Origin of the sequence: Micromonospora rosaria (genome assembly GCF_001567585.1) — a bacterium.
In the GTDB taxonomy this organism is placed as follows: Bacteria; Actinomycetota; Actinomycetes; order Mycobacteriales; family Micromonosporaceae; genus Micromonospora; species Micromonospora rosaria.
Genome location: NZ_LRQV01000093.1, coordinates 1 through 15,811 on the forward strand (window position 1 = coordinate 1; position 15,811 = coordinate 15,811).

Below are 15,811 nucleotides of genomic sequence, written 5' to 3' on the forward strand. Positions count from 1 at the left end.
GCGCCCGGCCCGGGTGCCGGTGGCTCTGCGGCGGCGGCCGGCGTCGCCGAGGCGGGGGCCAGTGCCGCCGAGGCGGGGGCCCGCCGGCCGGCGGCGGTCGAGTTGTGGCGGCGGTTCCCGAAGTTCGTGCTGGGTTTCGTGGTCGCCTCGATCATCGGCACGATCTACGCCAATTCGGTCTCCGCCGCCGACAACAGCGCCGCCCAGGCCGTCGCGGCGAACTACCGGACCTGGTTCCTGATCCTCGCGTTCGTCTCCATCGGGCTGGAGTTCCGCCTCACCGCGCTGCGCGAGGCCGGGTGGCGGCCGATCGTCGTCTTCGCCAGCGCGACCGTCGCCAACATCGTCCTGGCGCTGGCCCTGGCGGCGATTCTGTTCCGCACCTTCACCGTCTGACCCGGACGGCCCGGAGCCAAACGGTCCCAGATCGGACGGTCCCAGATCGGACGGTCCGGACCCGGACGGTGCCGACCTGGGCGGGGGCGCCCGGGAGCGGTCAGCGGCGGCGACCCTTGAGGTGGCGGCCCAGCTCCCGGGCGATCTCCCGGTTCGCGTCCCGTTCGGCCAGGGCCTGCCGCTTGTCGTAGGAGCGGCGGCCCTTGGCCAGGGCCAGCTCGACTTTGGCCCAGCCGGCGGAGAAGTACAGCGACAACGGGACCAGGGTCAGCCCGCCCTCCCCGAGCCGGGTCAGGATGCGGTCGATCTCCACCCGGCGCAGCAGCAGCTTGCGGGTCCGGCGGGGCTGGTGGTTGGTCCAGGTGCCGAAGCCGTACTCGGCGATGTGCAGGCCGTGCAGCATCAGCTCGCCGTCGAACTCCTGCGCGAAGGCGTCGACCAGCGACACCCGACCCGCGCGCAGCGACTTGACCTCGGTGCCGGCCAGCACCAGGCCCGCCTCGTAGGTCTTCAGGATGTCGTAGTCGTGCCGCGCCCGGCGGTTCGAGGCGACGAGCTGGCGGCCGGTCTCCCTGGGCGCGACGACCTCCTCCGGTCCGGGCGGCTCCGGCGGGGCCGGGCGTGCCGACGGTACGCCTCGCAGGATACGCCCCGGCGCGGCTTGCCGCCCGCCCGCCACGACCGCCCCGCCGGGGACACCGTGAACGGAACCGCCCCCGCACGGGACAGCACGTCGGTCGCCGCTGGCGCAGACTGTCCGGGTGACCGACAACCGTGCCCGCGCAGAGCTGTTCCGTTCCCTGCACGTCCCCGGCGTCCCGTTGGTCCTGGTGAACGCCTGGGACGTGGCGAGCGCCCGGATCGTGGCCGCCACCGGCGCCCCGGCGATCGCCACCACCAGCGCCGGGGTGGCCTGGAGTCTCGGCGCGCCCGACGGGGACCGGCTCGGCCGTGACCTCGCCGTCGACCTGGTCGCCCGGATCGTCGCCGCCGTGGACGTGCCGGTGACCGCCGACATCGAGGCCGGCTTCGGTGCCACCCCGGCCGAGGTGGGGCGGACCGTCGCCGGGGTGGTCGCGGCGGGCGCGGTGGGGGTGAACCTGGAGGACACCCGGCACGACGGCAGCGGCTCGGTCCGGGCCGTGGACGACCAGTGCGAGCGACTCGCCGCCGCCCGCAGCGCCGCCGACGCCGCCGGTGTGCCGCTGTACGTCAATGCCCGGGTCGACACGTTCCTGCGCGGGGCCGGCGGGGTCGACGAGACGGTGGCGCGGGCCCGGGAGTACCTGGCGGCGGGCGCGGAGGGCATCTTCGTCCCGGGGGTGGTCGACCCGGCGACGATCGGCGCGCTGGTGGCCGGAGTCGAGGCGCCGCTGAACATCCTCGCTGGACCGAGCGCACCGCCGGTGCCGGAGCTGGCCCGACTCGGTGTGGCCCGGGTGAGCGTCGGCGCGCTGGCCGCCGAGGCCGCGTACGCCACGGTGCGGCGGGCGGCCGAGGAGGTGCACGGCGCGGGCACGTACGGCGTGTTCGGCGACGCCTACGACTACGCCACGTTGAACGGTCTGATGCGACGGTGATCGGCCGCCGGGCCGGCGCGGGGCCCGGCGGCGGTACGGGTCAGCGGGGCGGGACGACGTCCCGGCGCTCCTCGACCCGGTGGTACTCGACCGGCTCGGCGGTGGTGGTGACGACCTCCCGGCGGCGGCCCCAGACCAGGGCCGTCATGACCAGGCCGAGGGCGCCGGCGGCCATCAGGATCCAGCCGACCACGTCGAGGTCGACACCGCCGACCGTGGCGTCCATCGCGAAGGTGAAGATCGCGCCGACCGCGATCAGGAAGATGCTCGTACCGATACCCACGACAGCCTCCTTCGGGGGGTGTGATGTGCTGTCGAGGGTTCAGTACCCCGGTGGTGAGCAGGGCAATCACGGGCGGCTCGGGTCGGCCGGGGGTCCGTCGCCCGACTGATCTTGTCGTCGGGTAGAGTTCGACCCGTCGCCGGAACCGATCGGCGGCACGCGGACGTAGCGCAGCTGGTAGCGCATCACCTTGCCAAGGTGAGGGTCGCGGGTTCGAATCCCGTCGTCCGCTCGTGGCCGGCCCCGTCGATCCGGGCTGGCTCGCCGCGCCCGACGGCAGCCGCCGGGCCGGTGCCCCCGGGCGATTGGCGCAGTGGGAGCGCGCTTCCTTGACACGGAAGAGGTCACTGGTTCAAACCCAGTATCGCCCACCATCTCCTCGCCCCTCCCGACCGGACTGACCCCGCCCGGCGGGTCACGCCCGTTCTCCCCGCCAGCGCCACGGTGCCGCGCCCGCTGTCCCGTGCCTGCCGTCCGGTGCCCCCGGCACCCGGCCCCCTGCCGGCTGGCCGGGTGCTCCCGGTCGGCCAGGCTCCGACCGGGGGTCGGATCAGGCCTGGCCGACCGGCAGGTCGAGCACCTCGTTGACGTCGCGGCGCGGGGTCGGCCAGCCCGGCTGCCCGTACCCGATCCGCAGGACCATCTGCGGCGTGCCGAACCGGCCCAGCGACAGCCGCAACGCCTCCCGTGCCCCCGGTACCTCGATCGGCTGCGAGAGCAGCGACGCGGCCAGCCCGGCGTCGGTGGCGGTGAGCAGGACCCGTTGCAGGGCCTGGCCGGCGGCGACCTGGTCGGCGGCGGTGTTGCCGGCCGAGCCGAGGACGGCGACCAGCGGCTCCGGCTCGAAGTCGCGGCCGGGGGCCCGCTCACGGGTGCCGAAGCCGCGCGTCGGCAGCAGGTCCTGCGGCTCGGCGACCGGACCACCGGCGGCGGCCGGCACCCCGTCCGGGGCCGGCCCGGTGCGCGCCCACGCGGCCAGTTCGCTGCGGTACGCCGGGTCGCGGCCCAGCACCCGGTGGGCGCTGTGGGCGATCTCGGCGAACGCGTTGACGGCGCTCACCCCGATCACGAGTTCGAGCCAGCACTGCTCGGTCCGGGCCGCCTCGCCGAGCAGCCAGCGCGCCTCGGCGGGTACCGGATCGGGCCAGAACGGGGCCCGGTTGCTGAACCGGCGCGGCACGGCCGCGTGCAGGCTCAGTTCGGCCGGGGTCGGTCGGCGCGGCAGGTCCGGCACCAGCCGGGCCACCACGTCCGGATCATGGGGGTACGGGCGGATCCGGACCCGGGCGGGGGTGCCCGCCACGGCCAGCGACAGCCGCAGGTTGAACAGCGCCGCCCCGCAGCCGAGCCGGGCGCCCCAGCCGGACGGGTCGGTGGCCGGGAGCCGGCGGCGGGGGTCGACCGACAGTTCGATCCCGCCGTCGTGCAGCCGGAACCGCCACGGCTGCGTGTTGTGCATCGACGGTGCCCGGACCGCGTCCCGGGCGGCGGCCCGAAGCTGCTCGACGGTGAAGCCGGTGTCCATGGTGATGCTCCTTTCACGGCAGGTCGGGCCCGCTCCCCGTGGTCCACCTCCCACGGTGCCCCGGCCGGCCCCGCCCCGGGCAGGGCCGGACGACCTGTTCCGCCGGGCCCGACCGCCCCGGCCCCTGACCGGCGTTCCCCGGCCCGGAGCCGGCGCGCGGTGGCCTGGGCGGTGCCCGGTGGCGGGCTGGCGGTCGGCGGGCTGGCGGTCGGCGGTCGGGGACCGGCGGGTTGGGGCGGCCGGGGCCGGTGTTCGGGACCTAAGACCCGTGTACGGCCGGGCTCCGGCCGGGTAGAAACGAGGGATGATCCGGGTGTTCCTGCTCGACGACCACGAGGTCGTCCGTCGTGGCCTGGCCGACCTGCTCACCAGCAGCGGCGACATCGAGGTGGTCGGCGAGTCCGGTTCCGCCCAGGAGGCGGCCCGCCGGATCCCGGCGCTGCGGCCGGACGTGGCGATCCTCGACGCCCGGCTGCCCGACGGCAACGGCATCGACGTGTGCCGGGACGTGCGCGCCGTCGACTCGTCGATCAAGGGGCTGATCCTCACCTCGTACGAGGACGACGAGGCGTTGTTCGCCGCCATCATGGCGGGCGCGGCCGGGTACGTGCTCAAGCAGATCCGGGGTACCGACCTGGTCGACGCGGTGCGCCGGGTCGCGGCCGGGCAGTCGCTGCTGGACCCGGCGATCACCAACCGGGTGCTGGAGCGCATCCGCAGCGGCGTCGAGCAGCCCCGCGAACTGAAGTCCCTCACCGAGCAGGAGCGCCGGATCCTGGAGTACGTGGCCGAGGGGCTGACCAACCGGGAGATCGCCGGGAAGATGTTCCTGGCCGAGAAGACCGTGAAGAACTACGTCTCCAGCGTCCTGGCCAAGCTCGGCCTGGAGCGCCGCACCCAGGCCGCCGTCCTCGCCACCCGCCTCCTCCGCCACCGCCCCTGACCCCACCCCCTCGTGGTCAGGCGGGGAGGGGGATGGTCCAGCGGAGGCTGGTGCCGTGCGGGGTGACCGGGGCGATGCTGAGGTCGCCGCCGTGACGTTCCGCCCGCTCGCGGAGGTTCACCAGGCCACTGCGGGCGGCGGTCGGCGGCATGCCGATCCCGTCGTCGGTCACGGTGACGGTCAGCCAGGTGGCGTCCACCGCCACCGTCACCGCCAGCCGGTCGGCCTGCGCGTGGCGTACCGCGTTGGAGAGGGCCTCGCGCAGCACCGCCGTCAGGTCGGGGCGAACCTCGTCGGGGACGGCGCTGTCGATCGGGCCGGTGAGCTCCAGGGACGGGCGGTTCGGCAGGGACGCGCCGGCCTCGGCGACGGCCTCCCGGATCTCGGTGCGCAGCGCGGCGCTCACCGGGGTCCGCAGCTCGAAGATGGTCCGGCGGATGTCCCTGATGGTGGCGTCCAGGTCGTCCACGGCGGCGTTGATCCGCTTGGCGACCTCGGGCCGGGTGCTCATCGGCGCGGCGCTCTGGAGTTGCAGCCCGGTGGCGAAGAGCCGCTGGATCACCACGTCGTGCAGGTCCCGGGCGATCCGCTCGCGGTCCTCCAGCACCACCAGCAGTTCCCGCTCCTCCTGGCCCCGGGCCCGTTCCATGGCCAGCGCGGCCTGCCCGGCGAAGCTGCCCAGCAGCGCCACGTCGTCGTCGGAGACCCCGCCCCGCTCCGGCGCGTAGACGACGACCAGGACGCCGTGCAGGGTGTCGGCGGCGGCCAGCGGGGAGAGCACCGCCGGGCCGGCGGTGACCGGCACCGGCCAGGGCGCCGCCTCGGCCAGGTTCTCCAGCAACTCGTGGCGACGCTCGGTGACCGAGGCGGCGAAGGTGGTCTCGGTGGCCGGCAGCACCGCGCCGACCAGCCCGTGGGCCTGCTCGTCGGCGGCGTCCACCACCTCCACGGTGAACTGCCCGGCGTCCTCGTCGTAGAGGAGCACCACCGCCAGCTCCGCCTCGGCGACCTCCCGTGCCCGCCGGGCGACCAGGGTCAGCGCGTCGGTGCGCCGGACCTCGCCGAGCAGGACCGAGGTGATCTCGGCGGTGGCGGCCAGCCAGCGTTCCCGGCGGTGCGCCAGGGCGTACAGCCGGGCGTTCTCGATCGCCACGCCGGCCGCGGCGGCCAGCGCCACCACGATCTCCTCGTCGTCCTCGGTGAACTCGGCGGCGCCCTGCTTCTCGGCCAGGTACAGGTTACCGAAGACCTGGTCGCGGATGCGGACCGGGACGCCGAGGAAGCTGTGCATCGGCGGGTGGTTGGCCGGGAAGCCGTACGAGCGCGGGTGCTGGGTGATGTCCGGCATCCGCAGCGGGCGCGGGTCGTCGATGAGCAGCCCGAGCACGCCCCGGCCGTGCGGCAGGTCACCGATGCCGGCGTGCAGCTCGTCGTCGATGCCGTAGATGATGAAGTCGTGCAGGAGGCGGTCGGCGCCGATCACCCCGAGCGCGCCGTAACGGGCCCCGACCAGCTCGCAGGCCGACTGCACGATCCGTTGCAGCGTGCTGCGCAGGTCCAGGTCGGTGCTGATGCCGACCACCGCGTCGAGCAGGGCCCGCAGCCGCTCCCGGCTGGCGACCACGTCGCCGACCCGGTCGAGCATCTCCTGGAGCAGTTCGTCCAGGCGTACCCGGGACAACGGACTCAGGCCGAGCGAGGGGGTCACGGGATCGCGGGAACTCGGTGCGCTGGAGGCCACCGGGGGATGCTACCCCCCGTCACCGTACGACACGAGGCGGCTACGACCCGGCCGGTGGCATCGGCCGCCCCGCGTCGGGCCCGTCGACCCGTCGGCCCAGGTCAGCGGAGGTGATCGCGGACCGCCGAGGTGTCCACGGTCTGCGCCACGGCGAGTCGCGGCGTGTGCGGCGGGCCGGCGTGCGCCGGGTCGGCCAGCCCCAACCGCAGGACCAGGTACGGGTACCCCAGCCCGGCCAGGAGCTGACGCAGCGTCTGCCGGGTGCCGGGCACCTCCACCGCGCCGGAGAGCGGCACCACCGACACCCCGTGCCGGGTGGCGGTCAGCCAGGCGGCGGAGAGCGCCTCGCCGGCCCGCAGCCAGTCCACCGGCTCGTCCTCGTCGCCGTAGAGCAGCCCGTACCGGGCGGCCCGGTCGTGCCCCGGCCCCACCGGCAGGGTGCCGGGGCGGCCGAAGTCGCGGGCCGGCACGGTGGTCTGCGGGGCCTGCTCGGGCAGCACCTCGGGGGGCAGCCCGGTGCCGGTGCCGGAGCGGCTGGTCCAGTACTCCAGCTCCGCGCGGAGCTGCGGGTCCTCGGCCTCGACGGTGCCGGCGTGCGCGGCGGTGGCCGCGAGTTCCAGCACCTGGTCCCGGCTCAGCAACTGCAACCGGGCGCCCTCGGCGGACGCGGCCCGGACGATCTCCTCCAGAACGTCGCCGGGCACCGGCTCGTCGCTGACCGGCCGGCGGTCGGTGCGCCGGACCTGGATGCACTGCACGGTCCGCATCGCCGCCGGGTCCACCCCCTCGTGGCGCAACCCGGTCAGCCGGGCCAGCAGGCCGTCGTCGGCCGGGTCGGGCCGCCGCTCGACCGTCGCCGCCCAGCCCTCGGCGGCCAGCGCCACCCGGGCGTGGTGCAGGGCGGCGCCGCAACTGAGCACCAGCAGCCGGCCCTCCGGGTCGGTGGCGGCCAGCCCCCGGTCCGGCGCGGTACGCAGCTCCAGGGCGTCGGGCAGGACCCGCCACCGCCACGGCTGGGTGTTGTGCACCGACGGGGCGTGCCCGGCCATCGCGGCGGCCTCCGCGAGGGCGGTGGTCAGCGGGCGGTCCGTCGTCGGCGGCTGCTGGCTCATCGTCACGACCTTTCCGTTTCTGCCATCGTGCCCCAGCCCGGTGCTGCCGTGGGCGGGCTTGCCCCACCATCCTCGGCGATCCACCGGCCCTCCCGCCCGGGTCGCAGGACCGCCCGACCCGGGCCCTTCGACCCCACCGGGTCCGGGCCCACCCGGGGTGGGCGGGGGCGGCGTTTGGCGGATGTGGCCCGGACCCGGCCGGGCCGCTGAGACGATCCGCAGGTGGGGGCGGAACCGGACGAGTGCGTACCGCAGCGGCCGGTGCGGCGGCGCGGGGCGCGCTGGCGGGAATGGGCTCCGCTGGCCGCGTCGACCGTGGCCGTGCTGGCCGGGGCGGTGCTGTGGCTCACCGGCCGGCGGGACGCGGCCGGGCTGGTCTGGGCCGCGGTCACGCTGGTGGCGCTGGTACCGGCCGGCTGGTCGGTGCTGCGGCAACTGTGGCGGCGCCGGTTCGGGGTGGACGTCATCGCGGTGCTGGCGCTGGCCGGCTCGCTCGCCGTCGGGGAGTACCTGGCCGGCGCGGTGATCGCCCTGATGGTGGCCACCGGGCGGACCCTGGAGGGGTACGCGCAGCGGCGGGCCACCCGGGACCTGCGGGCGCTGCTGGAGCGGGCGCCCCGGACCGCGCGGCGGCGCACCGCCGACGGCGGGATCGAGGTGGTGCCCCTGGACCGGATCGCGGTGGGGGACCGGCTGCTGGTCGGCCCGGGTGACGTGGTGCCGGTGGACGGGACCGTCGAGGAGGCGGCCACCCTGGACGAGTCGGTGGTCACCGGGGAGTCGCAGGTGGTGTCCCGGGCGGCCGGACAGCAGGTGGGCAGCGGGGTGGTCAACACCGGGGCCGGGTTCGGGCTGCGGGCGACCCGGAGCGCGGCGCAGAGCACGTACGCCGGGATCGTCCGGCTCGCCGAGGAGGCGACCGCGCACAAGGCGCCGATGGTCCGGCTGGCCGACCGGTACGCCGCCGCGTTCGTCCCGTTCACCCTGGTCCTGGCCGGCCTGGGCTGGCTGCTCTCCGGGGACGTGGTGCGGGCGGTGGCGGTACTGGTGGTGGCGACGCCCTGCCCGCTGCTGCTGGCCACCCCGATCGCCATCGTCTCCGGCCTGTCCCGGGTGGCCCGCCGGGGCGTCCTGGTGCGCGACGGCGGCTCGCTGGAACTGCTCGGCCGGGCCCGTACCCTGCTGATGGACAAGACCGGGACGTTGACCGCCGGCCGGCCCCGGGCGGCCGAGACGGTGGTGCCGCCGGGCGGCGACCGGGACGAGGTGCTGCGGCTGGCCGCCTCGGTCGAACAGCTCTCCCCGCACGTGCTCGCCGCCGCGCTGGTCGCCCAGGCGCGGGAGCGGGGCCTGGCGTTGACCGCGCCGACCGAGGTGACCGAGGAGCCGGGGCGCGGGGTCAGCGGCCGGGTCGACGGCCGGCGGATCCGGGTCGGCCAGGTCGCCGGGGAGCTGCCGGACTGGGCGGCGCGGGCCCGCGACCGGGCCGAGGTGGTCGGCCGCTCCACCGTCTGGGTCAGCGACGACAGCGGGCCGGTGGGGGCGGTGCTGCTGGAGGATCCGGTACGCCCGGACGCCCGGCGGACCGTGCGGCGGCTGCGCCAGGCCGGCCTGACCCGGCTGGTGATGCTCACCGGCGACCGGCCCCGGATCGCCGAGCAGGTGGCCCAGGCGGTCGGGGTGGACGAGTCCCTGGCCCAGTGCTCGCCCGCCGGCAAGGTGGCGCGGGTCCGGGCGGAGGCGGGGCGCGCGATCACCGTGATGGTCGGCGACGGCGTGAACGACGCCCCGGCGCTGGCCGAGGCGCACGTCGGGGTGGCGATGGGGGCCACCGGGGCGACCGCCTCGGCGGACGTCGCCGACGCGGTGCTCACCGTGGACCGGCTGGACCGGCTGGCCGACGCGGTGGAGATCGCCCGGTACGCCCGGCGGGTCGCGGTGCAGAGCGCCACCGTCGGGATGGGGCTGGCGGTGGTGGCGATGCTGGTCGCCGCCGCCGGGCGGCTACCCCCGGTGGCCGGGGCGTTCCTCCAGGAGGGCATCGACGTGGTGGTGATCCTCAACGCGCTGCGCGCGCTCGGCGGCGGGCTGCGGCGGCGGGACGTGCCGGCCGGTACCCGGGACCTGCTCGACCGGTACGCCGGCCAGCACCGCGCGGTGCGCGCCGCGGTGACCCGGGTCCGCGACGCGGCCGACCTGGTGGCGACCCGGCCGGACGCGCCGGAGTGCCTGCCGGCGGTGCGGGAGGCGTACCGGCGGCTGACCGAGCAGGTGCTGCCGCACGAGGCCGACGAGGAACGGCAGCTCTACCCGGCGTTGGCGCAGCCGCTGGGCAGTACCGAGGCGACGGCGACGATGAGCCGGGCGCACCTGGAGATCCGGCGGCTGGTCGACCGGATCGGCGGTCACCTCGCCCAGGCCGGCGACGCCCGGCTGCGCCCGGACCAGATCCCCGACCTGCTCGCCAGCCTGTACGGGCTGGACGCCGTCCTGCGGCTGCACCTGACCCAGGAAGAGGAGGAGTTCTTCTCCCTCAACCCCACCGCCACCTGACCCCCCGCGCCGCGCCGCCGCCCGCCCGCCGCTGCCCACCCCGCCCGCCCGCGCCGGGTGTTAGGAAGGGACCCCTGTACAACAGAATGCGTTAACAAGGGGCCCTTCCTTCCACCCCTAGCGTTCGCGGACGACGGCGACCGGGCAGGGGGCGTGCTGGATCAGTTGCTGGCTGACCGAGCCGAGCAGCATGCCCCGCAGCCCGCCGCGCCCCCGGGTGCCGACCACCACGAGCTGCGCGCCCCGGGCCGCCGCCAGCAGCAGTGAGCCGGCGCTGCCGGTGGTCACCTCGACCTCGACCGACACCTGCGGGAAGGTCTCCCGCCACGGGGCCAGGTCCTCGTCCAGGCTGGCGCGCTCGGTGGCCGCCGCCTCCTCCGGGTCGAAGCCCTGCGACCGGTACTGGGTCGGGGACCAGGCCCGGACCACCCGCAGCGGCACCCGGCGCTGGGCGGCCCGTTCCACGGCCCAGCCGAGCGCCAGCAGGGCGCACTCCGAGCCGTCCACCCCGACGACCACCGGCCCGGCCTCCGCGTCCGCGCCGGCCGGGGTGGCGTCGGGTGCGGTGCGGACGACCACCACCGGGCAGTGGGCGTGGGCGCTGACCGAGACGGCGGTCGAGCCGACCAGCAGGCCGGTGAACCCGCCGTGCCCCCGGCTGCCCAGCACCAGCAGCCCGGCCTCCGCCGAGCGTTCCTGGAGCACCAGCGCGGGCGGGCCGTCGAGGACCTCGCCGTGCACGGTCAGCCCGGGGTGCCGGGCGGCGGCCTCCCCGGCGGCCCGCCGGACCAGCTCCTCGACCTCCCGCCGGGCGGTCTCGTCCGGCCACACCCCGGGCGCCACGCCGGGCCCGAGCCAGCCGGCCACGGTCAACCACTCGAAGACGTACGCCAGGCGGACCGGCCGGCCGCTGTGTGTCGCCTCGGCCAGGGCCCAGGCCAGGGCGACCTCGGCGTCGGCGGAGCCGTCGTAGCCGACCAGGATCTCCTCGTCGGTCATCGGGTCCTCCTTCCGTTCGGGGGAACTGGAGTACCCGGGCGGGCCCGCCCGGTCACCGGTTCGTCGGGTCGGTTTCGCGCAGCCAGCGCCACTGCGCCACCCGGAGGTCGTCCTCGCCGTACCGGCGGGTGTGGTCGCGGCAGGCGGCACGGGTGTCGACCATCTGCTGGCGCAGGTGCGCGGCGCGGGAGCCCAGCCCGGGTACCCGGTCGATGACGTCGACGACCAGGTGGAACCGGTCCAGGTCGTTGAGCATCACCATGTCGAAGGGCGTGGTGGTGGTGCCCTCCTCCTTGTACCCGCGCACGTGCAGGTTGCCGTGGTTGGTGCGGCGGTAGGTCAGCCGGTGGATCAGCCACGGGTACCCGTGGTACGCGAAGATGATCGGCTTGTCGCGGGTGAAGATGGTGTCGAACTCGCTGTCCGGCAGCCCGTGCGGATGCTCCGACGACGGTTGCAGCCGCATCAGGTCGACCACGTTGACCACCCGTACCCGCAGGTCGGGTAGGTGTTGGCGGAGCAGGTCGGCGGCGGCGAGCGTCTCCAGGGTCGGGACGTCCCCGGCGCAGGCGAGCACCACGTCCGGCTCGCTGCCGGCGTCGCTGCTGGCCCACTCCCAGATGCCCAGCCCGCGCCGGCAGTGCTGGACCGCCTCGTCCATGGTCAGCCAGTTCGGCGCCGGCTGCTTGCCGGCCACCACCACGTTGATGTAGTTGCGGCTGCGCAGGCAGTGGTCCATGGTGGAGAGCAGGGTGTTGCCGTCCGGCGGCAGGTAGACCCGCACCACCTCGGCCTTCTTGTTGACCACGTGGTCGATGAAGCCCGGGTCCTGGTGCGAGAAGCCGTTGTGGTCCTGCTGCCAGACGTGGCTGGAGAGCAGGTAGTTCAGCGAGGCCACCGGCTGCCGCCACGGGATGCCCCGGGTCACCTTGAGCCACTTGGCGTGCTGGTTGACCATCGAGTCGACGATGTGGATGAACGCCTCGTAGCTGGTGAAGACGCCGTGCCGGCCGGTCAGCAGGTACCCCTCCAGCCAGCCCTGGCACAGGTGCTCGGAGAGCACCTCCATCACCCGGCCGTCGGGGCCGAGGTGGTCGTCGTCGGCGGTGGTCGCGCCGACGAACGCCCGGTCGGTGACCTCGAAGGCCGCGCCGAGCCGGTTCGAGGCGACCTCGTCCGGGCCGAACAGGCGGAAGGTCTGCGGGTTGGCGCTGATCACGTCGCGGACCCAGGGGCCGAGCACCCCGGTCGCGCCGGCCGCCGGCGTACCGGGGCGGGGCACCTGCACGGCGTACTCGCGGAAGTCGGGCAGGGTCAGGTCGCGCAGCAGACTGCCGCCGTTGGCGACCGGGTTGGCGCTCATCCGGCGGTTCCCGGTCGGCGGCAGCGCGGTCAGCTCGGCGACCGGGGCGCCGGTGGCGTCGAACAGCTCCTCCGGTCGGTAGCTGCGCAGCCAGCGTTCCAGCTCCGCCAGGTGCGCGGGATTGTCCCGGACCTGCGCGACGGGCACCTGGTGCGCCCGGTACGTCCCCTCGACCTGCTTGCCGTCGACCTGCTTCGGGCCGGTCCAGCCCTTCGGGGTCCGCAGGACGATCATCGGCCAGCGGGGACGTTCGACGCCGCCGCCGGAGCGGGCCCGCCGCTGGATGGCCGCGATCTCCTCGACCGCCCGGTCCAGGGTCGCGGCGAGGCGCTGGTGCACCGTCGTCGGGTCGTCCCCCTCGACCACGTACGGCTGGTGGCCGTAGCCGCGCAGCAGCTCGTGCAGGTCGTCCGGGCCGATCCGGTCCAGCACCGTCGGGTTGGCGATCTTGTACCCGTTGAGGTGCAGGATGGGCAGCACCGCCCCGTCCCGGGCCGGGTTCAGGAAGACGGTGGACAGCCAACTGCCGGCCAGCGGCCCGGTCTCCGCCTCGCCGTCGCCGATCACGCAGGCCACCAGCAGGTCCGGGTTGTCGAAGGCGGCGCCGTAGGCGTGGCTGAGCGCGTACCCCAGCTCGCCGCCCTCGTGGATGGAGCCCGGCACCTCCGGGGCCACGTGGCTGGGGATGCCACCGGGGAAGGAGAACTGCCGGAACAGCCGGGCCATGCCGGCCTCGTCCCGGCCGATCGAGTGGTACAGCTCGCTGTAGGTGCCCTCCAGCCAGGTGTTCGCCACCAGCGCCGGCCCGCCGTGCCCGGGGCCGGCGACGAAGATGGCGTTCAGGTCACGCCGCACGATGACCCGGTTCAGGTGGGTGTAGAGCAGGTTCAGGCCGGGGCTGGTGCCCCAGTGCCCGAGCAGCCGGGGCTTCACGTGCTCGGGTCGCAACGGTTCGCGCAGCAGCGGGTTGTCGAGCAGGTAGATCTGCCCGACGGTGAGGTAGTTCGCCGCCCGCCAGTAGGCGTCCAACCGGCGGAGCTCGTCGGTGGTCAGCGGGCCTTCCAGGTGCAGCGCGGTGTCCATACTGCGTCAGCCTCTCGCGGGTGGGGGACGGGCGCATCCGGAACCGGTGCATCCGGAACCGGAAATTCGTCCCGGCCACCTCAGGGTGCCCGGGGGACAGCGGTGCGGGCAGGGGCGTTGGTCCCGGCCCCCCGGGCGTACCGGCCCGAAGCTGTCACGGCCCGGCGCTGCCGGTCAGGGCACGGCCACCGGGGTCAGCCCGCGGACCACGGTCAGCGGGGCCGGCGAGTGGTAGAGCAGGGTCTGGGCCACCGCGCCGAGCATCCCCCGCCACGGCTCGTCGCCCCGGGCCGCGACCACGGCCAACTGTGCCGAGCGGGACTGTTCGAGCAGGACGGTGCCGGGGTCGCCGTGGAGCGTGTGGCACTCCGCCCCGAGCGCCGGGTACCGCTCGGCGCAGCGCGCCACGATCCCGGCGAGGCTGTCGGCGTCGTCGTCGGCGGGGCGGTCCGGCTCGACCACCCGAACCACCAGGAGCCGGGCGGACCGGCGGGCCGCGCAGTCGAACGCGAAGGCGAGGGCGGTCCGGGAACTCGGCGACCCGTCCACGCCGACCAGCACCGGCCCCTTCGGCGGCGGCTCGCGGCGGACCACCAGCACCGGGCAGTCGGCGCGGGCGGCCACCTGCACGGCAGGGCTGTCGGCCGGTACGCACGAGCCGCCGTCGGCCATGCCGCCGTCGCCGACGGCGACCAGGAACGCCGACGCGGACCGGCGGACCAGTGCCGCCACGGCGGCCCCCTCGACGATCTCGCCACTGACCGGCAACGCCGGCTCGACCTCGTCGGCGACGACGGCCGCGCGGGCGATCAGCCGTTCCGCCTCCGCCCGCGGGCTCAACGCGCCGGAACCGGGCGCGCCGGGATTTGAGGTGCCGGGACCGCGCGCGCCGGGGCCGGATGCGCCGGGACCAGGCACGCCGGGGCCGGATGCGCCGGGACCGGGCGCGGCCGGCACCGCCAGGGCCGCCGCCCAGTTGAACGCGTGCAGCAGGGCCAGTGACCGCCCGTGCGCGGCGGCCTCCCGGGCGGCCACCCGGACCACCGGCAGGTGCTCCGTGGCCGGGCCCACCCCGGCGACCACCGGCCGGTGCGCCGTCACCGGCCCGACGGCGGCCACCGCCGCCGACCCGTCGGGTGCGGCCATACCGGCATCACCTCCCGGGCGTCGCTGCCTCCCTGCCGAGGGTAGCCGCGCCACCCGCCCGCCGGGGCCGGTTCGCCGGGGCGCCCGGCCGGCACCGGCCGGACCGGGATGCCGCAGGTCGGGTGTCGCCGCTGCGGGCCGGCTGTGGCCCGCTGGGGACCGGTTGCCGCTGCGGGGCCGGCCGTGGCCCGGCGCGCGTCGGGTGCCGCTCAGCCGGGAGCGGGCGGGGCCGGCTGGACGTGCAGGACGACGGCGGTGGCGTTGTCCCGGCCACCGGCGGCCAGGGAGTCGGCCAGCAGGGCGTGGACCGCCTCGGCGGGGCCCGCGTCGGCCAGCACCGTCCGCAGCCGGTCGTGGCCGACCTGGTCGGCCACGCCGTCGGTGCAGAGCAGGTACCGGTCACCCGGGCGCGGGGTGACCGCGAGCAGGTCCGCCTCGGGCCGGTCGGGGTGCCCGACGTAGCGGGTGAGGTGGTAGCGCGCCCGCGCGGCCTCGACCGAGTCGGCGGGGTACCAGCCGTTGAGCACGCCGACCCAGGCCATCGTGTGGTCCACGGTGAGCTGCTCCAGCAGGCCGCCGCGCCACCGGTAGGCGCGGGAGTCACCGAGGTGCACGATCCAGGCCAGGTCGCCGTCCGGCTCGACCAGCAGGGCGGTCAGCGTGCACCCGGTCAGCTCGGCCAGTCGGGCACCGGCGTCGCGTACCCGGGACTGGGCCTCTGCCACGGCGGCGCGCAGCCGGCGGGGGTCGGGTCCGCCGGCGGCCCGGACCGCCTCGACCAGGGTGGCCATCGCGGTGGCACCGGCGACCCGGCTGCCCTCGCCGGCCCCCATCCCGTCGGCGACCGCCGCGAACGGCAGCCCGGCGTCCAGGTGCAGCACGTCGAAGTTTGCCGGGTACCGGTGACCGGCGACGGTCCCCCCGGCGACCTCCAGGGCGAGCCGGCCGAGGCGGAACCGCCCGGTCGGCGCGTCGGGTACGGACGGGGCGGCACGCATCAGCGGACGCTAGCACCCGGTGAAAGGAAGGGCCCCCTGTTAACGCTTTCTGTTGTATAGGGGGCCCCTCCAAACAACCTGTCCCCCGC

Annotated in this window: 13 protein-coding genes and 2 tRNA genes; 6 read left to right on the plus strand and 9 right to left on the minus strand. The window is 75.8% G+C overall.

Annotated features, from left to right (window positions below):
- Positions 1-396 (plus strand): putative sulfate exporter family transporter (locus tag AWW66_RS21785; RefSeq protein ID WP_157527701.1); only part of this gene is annotated, 396 nt, incomplete at its 5' end.
- Positions 397-496: 100 nt separating this feature from the next.
- On the opposite strand, the gene smpB is transcribed toward AWW66_RS21785, so the two are convergent.
- On the minus strand, positions 497-1,075 hold the full coding sequence (gene smpB, locus AWW66_RS21790) for an SsrA-binding protein SmpB (RefSeq protein ID WP_169807151.1): 579 nt from the start codon (positions 1,073-1,075) through the stop codon (positions 497-499).
- Positions 1,076-1,157: 82 nt separating this feature from the next.
- Between smpB and AWW66_RS21795 the strand changes: the two genes are divergently transcribed.
- Complete coding sequence (locus tag AWW66_RS21795; RefSeq protein ID WP_067369598.1) at positions 1,158-1,976, plus strand: isocitrate lyase/PEP mutase family protein; 819 nt, start codon at positions 1,158-1,160, stop codon at positions 1,974-1,976.
- Positions 1,977-2,016: 40 nt separating this feature from the next.
- Here AWW66_RS21795 and AWW66_RS21800 read toward each other — a convergent pair whose 3' ends face one another.
- Positions 2,017-2,259, minus strand: a complete 243-nt coding sequence (locus AWW66_RS21800; RefSeq protein ID WP_067369600.1) for a DUF6458 family protein — start codon at positions 2,257-2,259, stop codon at positions 2,017-2,019.
- A gap of 159 nt (positions 2,260-2,418) precedes the next feature.
- On the opposite strand from AWW66_RS21800, the gene AWW66_RS21805 reads away from it, so the two are divergent.
- Positions 2,419-2,491 (plus strand) — tRNA-Gly (locus AWW66_RS21805).
- Between the two features lie 67 nt (positions 2,492-2,558).
- Positions 2,559-2,633 (plus strand) — tRNA-Val (locus tag AWW66_RS21810).
- Positions 2,634-2,809: 176 nt separating this feature from the next.
- On the opposite strand, the gene AWW66_RS21815 is transcribed toward AWW66_RS21810, so the two are convergent.
- On the minus strand, positions 2,810-3,784 hold the full coding sequence (locus tag AWW66_RS21815) for an Acg family FMN-binding oxidoreductase (RefSeq protein ID WP_067369603.1): 975 nt from the start codon (positions 3,782-3,784) through the stop codon (positions 2,810-2,812).
- 304 nt (positions 3,785-4,088) lie between these two features.
- Here AWW66_RS21815 and AWW66_RS21820 point away from each other — a divergent pair, with 304 nt between their 5' ends.
- Positions 4,089-4,727: a response regulator gene (locus AWW66_RS21820; protein WP_067369606.1), complete on the plus strand. Its 639-nt coding sequence runs from the start codon at positions 4,089-4,091 to the stop codon at positions 4,725-4,727.
- Positions 4,728-4,743: 16 nt separating this feature from the next.
- On the opposite strand, the gene AWW66_RS21825 is transcribed toward AWW66_RS21820, so the two are convergent.
- Entirely contained in the window at positions 4,744-6,417 is a 1,674-nt protein-coding gene (locus AWW66_RS21825) for a sensor histidine kinase (protein ID WP_067369659.1), read from the minus strand.
- Positions 6,418-6,569: 152 nt separating this feature from the next.
- A complete protein-coding gene (locus AWW66_RS21830) occupies positions 6,570-7,580 on the minus strand; it encodes an Acg family FMN-binding oxidoreductase (protein WP_067369610.1) in 1,011 nt (336 codons plus the stop codon).
- Between the two features lie 222 nt (positions 7,581-7,802).
- On the opposite strand from AWW66_RS21830, the gene AWW66_RS21835 reads away from it, so the two are divergent.
- Positions 7,803-10,133: a heavy metal translocating P-type ATPase gene (locus tag AWW66_RS21835; protein WP_067369613.1), complete on the plus strand. Its 2,331-nt coding sequence runs from the start codon at positions 7,803-7,805 to the stop codon at positions 10,131-10,133.
- A 117-nt stretch (positions 10,134-10,250) separates the two neighbouring features.
- Here the strand turns inward: AWW66_RS21835 and AWW66_RS21840 are convergent, their stop codons facing one another.
- From AWW66_RS21840 to AWW66_RS21855, 4 genes are all read right to left on the minus strand, one after another.
- A complete protein-coding gene (locus AWW66_RS21840) occupies positions 10,251-11,132 on the minus strand; it encodes a universal stress protein (protein ID WP_067369616.1) in 882 nt (293 codons plus the stop codon).
- 52 nt (positions 11,133-11,184) lie between these two features.
- Positions 11,185-13,578, minus strand: a complete 2,394-nt coding sequence (locus tag AWW66_RS21845) for a phosphoketolase family protein (RefSeq protein ID WP_067369619.1) — start codon at positions 13,576-13,578, stop codon at positions 11,185-11,187.
- A 174-nt stretch (positions 13,579-13,752) separates the two neighbouring features.
- The gene (locus AWW66_RS21850; protein WP_067369622.1) at positions 13,753-14,724 is read right to left on the minus strand and encodes a universal stress protein; all 972 of its coding nucleotides are present in this window, start codon (positions 14,722-14,724) and stop codon (positions 13,753-13,755) included.
- Positions 14,725-14,933: 209 nt separating this feature from the next.
- Positions 14,934-15,722, minus strand: coding sequence for a PP2C family protein-serine/threonine phosphatase (locus AWW66_RS21855; RefSeq protein WP_067369625.1), 789 nt, complete (start codon positions 15,720-15,722; stop codon positions 14,934-14,936).
- Positions 15,723-15,811 lie beyond the last annotated feature (89 nt).

What these genes read in the sequence shown, in the direction of transcription:
- AWW66_RS21820 (WP_067369606.1), top strand. Translation starts at nt 4,089, where the DNA reads ATGATCCGGGTGTTCCTGCTCGACGACCACGAGGTCGTCCGTCGTGGC.
- AWW66_RS21855 (WP_067369625.1), bottom strand. Translation starts at nt 15,722, where the DNA reads ATGCGTGCCGCCCCGTCCGTACCCGACGCGCCGACCGGGCGGTTCCGC.
- AWW66_RS21815 (WP_067369603.1), bottom strand. Translation starts at nt 3,784, where the DNA reads ATGGACACCGGCTTCACCGTCGAGCAGCTTCGGGCCGCCGCCCGGGAC.
- AWW66_RS21850 (WP_067369622.1), bottom strand. Translation starts at nt 14,724, where the DNA reads ATGGCCGCACCCGACGGGTCGGCGGCGGTGGCCGCCGTCGGGCCGGTG.
- AWW66_RS21830 (WP_067369610.1), bottom strand. Translation starts at nt 7,580, where the DNA reads ATGAGCCAGCAGCCGCCGACGACGGACCGCCCGCTGACCACCGCCCTC.
- AWW66_RS21840 (WP_067369616.1), bottom strand. Translation starts at nt 11,132, where the DNA reads ATGACCGACGAGGAGATCCTGGTCGGCTACGACGGCTCCGCCGACGCC.
- AWW66_RS21845 (WP_067369619.1), bottom strand. Translation starts at nt 13,578, where the DNA reads ATGGACACCGCGCTGCACCTGGAAGGCCCGCTGACCACCGACGAGCTC.